Origin of the sequence: Xenorhabdus sp. SGI240 (assembly GCF_040081915.1) — a bacterium.
GTDB lineage: Bacteria > Pseudomonadota > Gammaproteobacteria > Enterobacterales > Enterobacteriaceae > Xenorhabdus > Xenorhabdus bakwenae.
This window is the reverse complement of the sequence record NZ_JBEBMB010000126.1, coordinates 1-3,519: the sequence shown is the minus strand read 5'-3', so window position 1 is coordinate 3,519 and position 3,519 is coordinate 1. Positions and strand designations below refer to the sequence as shown.

7 protein-coding genes are annotated in these 3,519 nt (G+C 44.8%); all 7 read left to right on the top strand.

The features are described from left to right. Positions 1 to 393 (top strand): hypothetical protein (locus ABLA76_RS16945; RefSeq protein ID WP_348988829.1); only part of this gene is annotated, 393 nt, incomplete at its 5' end. A gap of 195 nt (positions 394 to 588) precedes the next feature. Then, positions 589 to 816: a hypothetical protein gene (locus tag ABLA76_RS16940; protein ID WP_348988828.1), complete on the top strand. Its 228-nt coding sequence runs from the start codon at positions 589 to 591 to the stop codon at positions 814 to 816. Beyond that, complete coding sequence (locus ABLA76_RS16935) at positions 813 to 980, top strand: hypothetical protein (RefSeq protein WP_348988827.1); 168 nt, start codon at positions 813 to 815, stop codon at positions 978 to 980. The genes ABLA76_RS16940 and ABLA76_RS16935 overlap by 4 nt, the downstream gene beginning before the upstream one ends. A gap of 10 nt (positions 981 to 990) precedes the next feature. Continuing rightward, entirely contained in the window at positions 991 to 1,683 is a 693-nt protein-coding gene (locus ABLA76_RS16930; RefSeq protein WP_348988826.1) for a 3'-5' exonuclease, read from the top strand. A gap of 27 nt (positions 1,684 to 1,710) precedes the next feature. Further along, positions 1,711 to 2,583, top strand: coding sequence for an ATP-binding protein (locus tag ABLA76_RS16925; protein ID WP_348988825.1), 873 nt, complete (start codon positions 1,711 to 1,713; stop codon positions 2,581 to 2,583). Continuing rightward, positions 2,584 to 2,994, top strand: a complete 411-nt coding sequence (locus ABLA76_RS16920) for a single-stranded DNA-binding protein (protein ID WP_348988824.1) — start codon at positions 2,584 to 2,586, stop codon at positions 2,992 to 2,994. It begins immediately after the preceding gene. Between the two features lie 82 nt (positions 2,995 to 3,076). Next, complete coding sequence (locus ABLA76_RS16915; RefSeq protein ID WP_348988823.1) at positions 3,077 to 3,415, top strand: hypothetical protein; 339 nt, start codon at positions 3,077 to 3,079, stop codon at positions 3,413 to 3,415. Positions 3,416 to 3,519 lie beyond the last annotated feature (104 nt).

Genomic DNA, 3,519 nt, shown 5'->3' with positions numbered 1-3,519 from the left:
ATGCCTAAACATATACACGCCGATTTAATTACTGAGTACGCTAGATTGTCTCATATTACTGATAGGCCGTGGGAGTATTTTGAGATATTTGCATTCGGGGAATGGGAGCCATGTATAAACGAACTTAGATTCAAAAAAGAAATAAAATATCGTCTAAAACCCCGTACTATCAAAATCGGGGATATCGAAGTTCCAGAGCCAGTGAGGGAGCCGTTGGTGGATGGCGCTAATTACTATTACCCTAATATAAGTTACGGCGAATTTAACTGCAACAGCCGCCCCTGGAGTGGGAGTGTATGTGACAAAGATAGATTATCCAGCGGTCTAATCCACCTCGACCGAGAATCCGCCGAACTGCACGCCAAGGCGCTGATAGCGCTGACCGCAAAATGATTCCCGATAGTTTCTATTATTACACTCTCTCAATTCTAGCCGTCATTTTTATTCTGCTCATCGCCAGATAATTAATTATGAACAAACGACATTTAACCCGCGCTCAGTCATGGGGGAAGTTTGCTGTGCGTGAAAACCGTTCCGCCGCATGGAATCGCGGCATGAAACTACTAATGAAATATTACGGAGGTAACCATGGGATTACGAATCAGATTGGACGAACGTCATTTTTATAGTGAGCCAGACCGCAACGGAATTGCCATCACCGTTGATAACGAAAATTGGCGGCTAGAGGGTAAACCGCGGGACATCATCCTCCGCTCAGAAATGGATTTTGGCGACATCATGGATGTGTTGCGTGACCATTATGAGGAGGCGCTGGAGGCGTACATCATGGATGCAAAACGCGAGGAGGCAGCATGAGACATTTCGACCAAAAACCCCATGCTGCTCAGGAGGAGCAGAAAAAACGCAAATACACGGATGAGCAAGTAGCTGAACACAGGGAACTGGTACATCAAAGGGAGGTATTGGGTAGAGAGGGATTACCAGTCAGCGATATGGATTTTAGAGGCGATTTTACCTAACGGAGGCAGAATGAATTTTTACCTAGATATAGAAACTATTCCATCTCAGAACCCACAAGTTAAACAGCAATTTATTGATAAGGTCAAAGCTCCGGGCAGCTACAAAAAGCAAGAATCCATTGATCAATGGATGGCAGAGAATCGTGAAACTGTAGGTGAGGATAATTGGAAAAAAACCAGCTTCGACGGTGGGTTAGGCCATGTTTGTTGCATCGGTGTAGCAGTAGATAATGAACCAGTTTCAGTATATTACTCTGAAAGCTATCTCAATGATGAGAAAAATATACTCAGTCAGTTTTTCAATTATATCAGAGAAAAACACGATCCATCATCAATGATGCCCCCTCGTTTTATCGGTCATAACATCACATCATTTGATTTGCGATTTCTGTTCCAGAGAGCAGTAGTTTTGGGCGTGAAACCACCTCGCGCTATTCCGTTCGGCGCACGGGATTGGGATAAATCAATATTCGATACGATGACTGCATGGGCTGGATATAACGGAACTGTATCATTGGATAAGCTCTGTGGCGTGCTGGATTTACCCCTCAAGGGATCTGAGACCGGAGAGGATATTGACGGCAGTAAGGTATGGGATTTTGTACGGAATGGGAAAATCTCTACTGTCGCTGAATACTGCAAGGGAGATGTAGATCGGGTTAGGGAAATTCATAAACGAATGACGTTCCAACAGACCGCCTAAATTGGCGGTTTTTTATTAGGAGTAATCATGAAATTCGCAAAAGCTATGAGGAAGCAAGCCAAACTTCGACTGGCCTTAACTGGCCCCAGTGGTTCCGGCAAGACTTACGGAGCTTTAACCATCACCAAAGGACTTGGCGGCGCTACTGCGGTCATTGATACCGAGAAAGGCAGTGCATCACTGTATTCTGACCGATTCAACTTTGATGTTCTGGAGTTAGATCCACCATTTACACCAGAGCGGTTTATTGAGGCTATCAACGCGGCACAAGGGGCTGGATACGATAACCTCATCATCGACAGTATCACGCATGAATGGAACGGCACAGGTGGCTGTCTGGAAATGCTGGATGAATTGGCTAAAGCGAAACATAAGGGTAACACATGGTCAGCATGGCGTGACATTACCCCGCGCCATAATAAATTTCTGGATGCCATATTACGTTCTGATATGAACATCATCGCCACAATGCGCAGTAAAACGGAGACGGCACAGGTTGATAACGGTAACGGGAAAAAACGGGTTGATAAGTTGGGCATGAAATCAGAGCAGCGTGACGGCGTTGAATATGAATTCACTACGGTTCTGGATTTAAATCACGAGACTCACACAGCAACAGCCAGCAAGGACAGGACAGGATTGTTCAGTAATGCTGATTTCACCGTTATTGATGAGGGAACAGGTAAGCGGTTAATGGATTGGTTGAATGATGGAAGAAGCAAGGCTGAAATTGATTTAACGCATTTCACGGAGAGCGCAGGAAAAGCTCAAAACATGGACGAGCTAAAAGTTGCGTTTGCTGAGGCATATAAATCACTCAGAGATACGCCAGAGCAAGGGAAAGCACAGGAAACATACGAACTCAGGAAATCGGAACTTGAACCACAGGAGGCGGCATAAATGGCAATTAACACAATCATAGTTAGCGGAAATTTAGGCAAGGACTGCGAACAACGATGGACTCCGGCAGGGAAGCCGATAGCCTCTTTTTCCCTGCCAGTAAAACAGGGTTACGGAGAACACGCAAAAACATCATGGGTAATCTGTAAGATGTTTGGCGCAAAAGCTGAGAAGCTGCCTCAATACCTGCCTAAAGGAACTAAGGTCATGGTAACAGGAGAATTCGTCATGGAAGAGTGGACAGCGCAGGATGGAACCAAACGCTCGGCGGCTGTAATCATAGTTGAAAAATTGGATTTTGGCGGCAATGGGCAGGGAAGCCAGCAACAATCCCAATTCTGGGGGCAGCCACTGCCGCCACAAACGGTGCAAGAACCACCGATGGATTTTGACGACGACGTGCCATTTTAGAGCCGACTTCCAACACCGGGTCTTCGTGCTCGGCAATCCAGATAGAACCCTATAACTCAGCGATTTAACCAAAGGATAGCTTATGAAAACTTTACATGGGCGTTGTATTCAGAGATGGAAACAGCGTTTTAAGCCTGTTTGTGACTCTAAAATCTCCATCCACTATCGCAAGCATGATCTAAAGGGATTTTTCCGAAAATACGGCGTTATTACAGCAGATACCATGATTTTAGAAATGGCAGAAGAAAATGCAAAGGTTGATTTCCAAGGCAATAAGGAAGGATGGTCACCTGAATTTTTAGGCTTCTTTAAGAAGAATAAAGAAAAATACATCACTGAAGCGCGCCTGTTCCTCAATGAAGAAGCCACTAATGCAGAAATCGACGATTTAATCGAAGAAGAAATTTCCAACTGGAATTAATCAGTTCAAACAAAACCCTCTAACCCCAACCCTATCACTACGCTGCTTTGCGGCGGGAGGATATTGTGCATATCGAAACATCTAATGTAGTGAAAATACAAATC

Bases quoted from the DNA above. Each gene is read 5' to 3' on its own strand.
- ABLA76_RS16935 (WP_348988827.1), top strand. From the start codon at position 813: ATGAGACATTTCGACCAAAAACCCCATGCTGCTCAGGAGGAGCAGAAA.
- ABLA76_RS16930 (WP_348988826.1), top strand. From the start codon at position 991: ATGAATTTTTACCTAGATATAGAAACTATTCCATCTCAGAACCCACAA.
- ABLA76_RS16925 (WP_348988825.1), top strand. From the start codon at position 1,711: ATGAAATTCGCAAAAGCTATGAGGAAGCAAGCCAAACTTCGACTGGCC.
- ABLA76_RS16915 (WP_348988823.1), top strand. From the start codon at position 3,077: ATGAAAACTTTACATGGGCGTTGTATTCAGAGATGGAAACAGCGTTTT.
- ABLA76_RS16940 (WP_348988828.1), top strand. From the start codon at position 589: ATGGGATTACGAATCAGATTGGACGAACGTCATTTTTATAGTGAGCCA.
- ABLA76_RS16920 (WP_348988824.1), top strand. From the start codon at position 2,584: ATGGCAATTAACACAATCATAGTTAGCGGAAATTTAGGCAAGGACTGC.